This is a genomic window from Bacillales bacterium (genome assembly GCA_035700025.1).
Lineage (GTDB): Bacteria > Bacillota > Bacilli > Bacillales > DASSOY01 > DASSOY01.
On the sequence record DASSOY010000008.1, the window covers coordinates 1 to 2570 of the forward strand.

General features: G+C 48.4%; 3 protein-coding genes. All 3 read right to left on the bottom strand.

Translation table 11 applies throughout. The features are described 5' to 3' along the window. Positions 1-584, bottom strand: a 584-nt coding sequence (locus tag VFK44_01600) for a DUF2935 domain-containing protein (GenBank protein ID HET7627058.1), incomplete at its 3' end; no start/stop codon positions are given. Between the two features lie 96 nt (positions 585-680). Then, positions 681-1940: a threonine ammonia-lyase IlvA gene (gene ilvA, locus VFK44_01605; protein HET7627059.1), complete on the bottom strand. Its 1260-nt coding sequence runs from the start codon at positions 1938-1940 to the stop codon at positions 681-683. A 386-nt stretch (positions 1941-2326) separates the two neighbouring features. Then, the coding region (locus VFK44_01610) for a class I SAM-dependent methyltransferase (GenBank protein ID HET7627060.1) at positions 2327-2570 on the bottom strand (244 nt) is incomplete at its 5' end.

The following is a 2570-nucleotide window of genomic DNA, read 5'->3' on the forward strand; positions in this document are numbered from 1 at the left end:
CGTTGCAAATTCGCCCGCAGGAAACCGGCCATCTCGACGGCTTTCAAATAAAAATGCTCGAAGTCTTTCGTAAATTGGCGGCTTTTGCTTCGCAGATTATATTCGGTCATTTCCAGCTCTTTTTCTATTGTTCCCGCATGACCGGTTGCATCCAACAGCCAGAGCAAATGATGATGGACCGCGTGTGTCGGCGGTGGTACTTGTTGTTTCACAAGGTCATTCAGCAACCGCAAATACTCTTCCAGTTCGTTCAACATATGGTTTACAAAAGCCGGAGAAAGATGGAATCGCAGCGTACCGACCAATTGCCTGCGAATCAACACAAGTTTGAACTGTCGAAACGATTGCGCCAGCTCTTGTGCCGAGCGTGTGAGTTCAAGCATTCGCCGCTCATCATTCCCGATCGATTTTGCCCGCTGCAGCTGTTCATCAAAACGTTCCGCAAACCTTTCGGCTTGCTGCCAATACGCTCTTTCATTGGCAGGGAAAGCGAAATAAATAAAACGGGCGTGATCCCCTAATATTTGCAGCCAAAACGCATGCTCGAACTGCGCCGTTTCCAGCCAACGGTTCTCTCCCTTCATCGGCATCGTCCCCCATCGAAAGTGATCCTTTTCCCACTTTATGAGTGACGACTTGTTCAAAAGAACACAAAAAAGTCCGGCTTGCGCCGGAACTCGTTAAATCAGTAAGTTAAACAGCTTTTGATCCTTGTTGATTTCCGTATAGGTGAAGCCGTTTTCCTCCATACGGCGAACGAGCGGTTCGTAATCTTCTTTCTGCTTTAATTCGATCCCGACAAGTACGGGTCCCTTGTCGCGGTTGTTCTTCTTCGTATACTCGAACCGCGTAATGTCGTCTGTTTCGCCGAGCACTTCGGTAATAAAACGGCGCAAGGCACCCGCCCGTTGCGGAAATTGCACGATAAAATAATGTTTGATGCCTTCGTGGATGAGCGAGCGTTCCTTGATCTCTTGCATACGCGCGATGTCGTTGTTCCCCCCGCTTATGATGCAGACGACGTTTTTCCCTTTAATTTCGTCCCTCATTTGTTCGAGCGCGGCAACTGGCATCGCACCTGCCGGCTCAGCAATCACAGCATTCTCATTGTACAAATTCAAAATCGTCGTACAAACCGCGCCTTCCTCGACGATTTTGATATCATCGACGACTTCCTTGCATATGGCATACGTGAGTTCGCCGACTTTCTTCACTGATGCGCCGTCAACGAACTTGTTGATTTTATCGAGGACGACCACCTTGCCCGCTTCGAACGACCGTTTCATCCCGGGCGCTCCGGTCGGCTCCACACCGACGATTTTCGTCTCCGGACTAATGCTTTTCATGTACGTTCCGATGCCCGATATGAGTCCGCCTCCGCCGATCGAGCCGATGACATAATCGAGCTTTTCCTCAATGTCGTTCACGACCTCCACGGCGATCGTACCTTGCCCGGCGATCGTTTTGCGGTTGTCGAACGGGTGAATGAAGGCGCGGCCGTCTTCCTCGCACGCTTTCATCGCTTCGTGAAACGAATCGTCAAACGTGTCGCCCGTCAAAACAACGTCCACGAAAGGCGCCCCGAAGAAATGCACTTGATTCACTTTTTGCCGCGGGGTCGTGTTCGGCATAAAAATTTTTCCGTGTACACCGAGCATCTTGCACGAATAAGCGACGCCTTGCGCATGATTTCCCGCGCTCGCGCACACGACGTTGTTCGCCAATTGGTCTTCCGATAAGCTTTTCATTAAATTGTACGCGCCGCGAATTTTGAAAGACCGTACCACTTGCAAATCTTCGCGCTTTAAATAAACGTTGCACTCATAACGTTTGGAAAGCAGTTCATTTCGCATTAACGGGGTCTTGATAACGACGTCCTTCAATACCCGGTCAGCAATCATGATGTCTTCGATGCCTATATGATTCAACAGTTTCGCCATCTCCGAATTCCTTTCGAGAGTTTAACAAATATTTTAACATATCTTTTTGTTTTGAAAAGGGCGGCAAACGCTTACATTTCGATTTTTTTTTCGAAAAATCATCTTGGAGGTGAATCGGCGTAACACAAATTTCCATTTATTTGTTCTAACGAACTTTTAATCACCTTAGCGCCTCTTTTTATACCGATTTTTGCGCTAACGAACATTTTCGACGCTTAGCCCCTGATTCGCCGTCTTTTGGATCGGTTTGCAGCTTCTAAGGATTTCTAATGTTCGTTACATTTGTCAGATGCTTATTTTTCACCGCTAAGGATCTTTCATGTTCGTTAGAATCAGAGATAAAGCAAGGCTGACTCGTCCCCTTATGAGTCAGCCTCAACTGATTTCTATTCCACTTTCGCAACCGTTACGATCGCCAAACCGTCGAGCACTTCATGGTGCTCAATTTCGCTGGCGCCCGCTTCTTCAAGCACCGTTGTCAACTGCTCACTGTCGTAACGATGCCGCCGGGTCGAAACATTCGACCATTTCAGCAGCGTTTCCCGTTCGAACCCGTCCATCTCATGACGCTCGCTATACGCTTCCGCGTTCTCGACATCCATTTTCCTTGACGGATTCAACATCCCGACC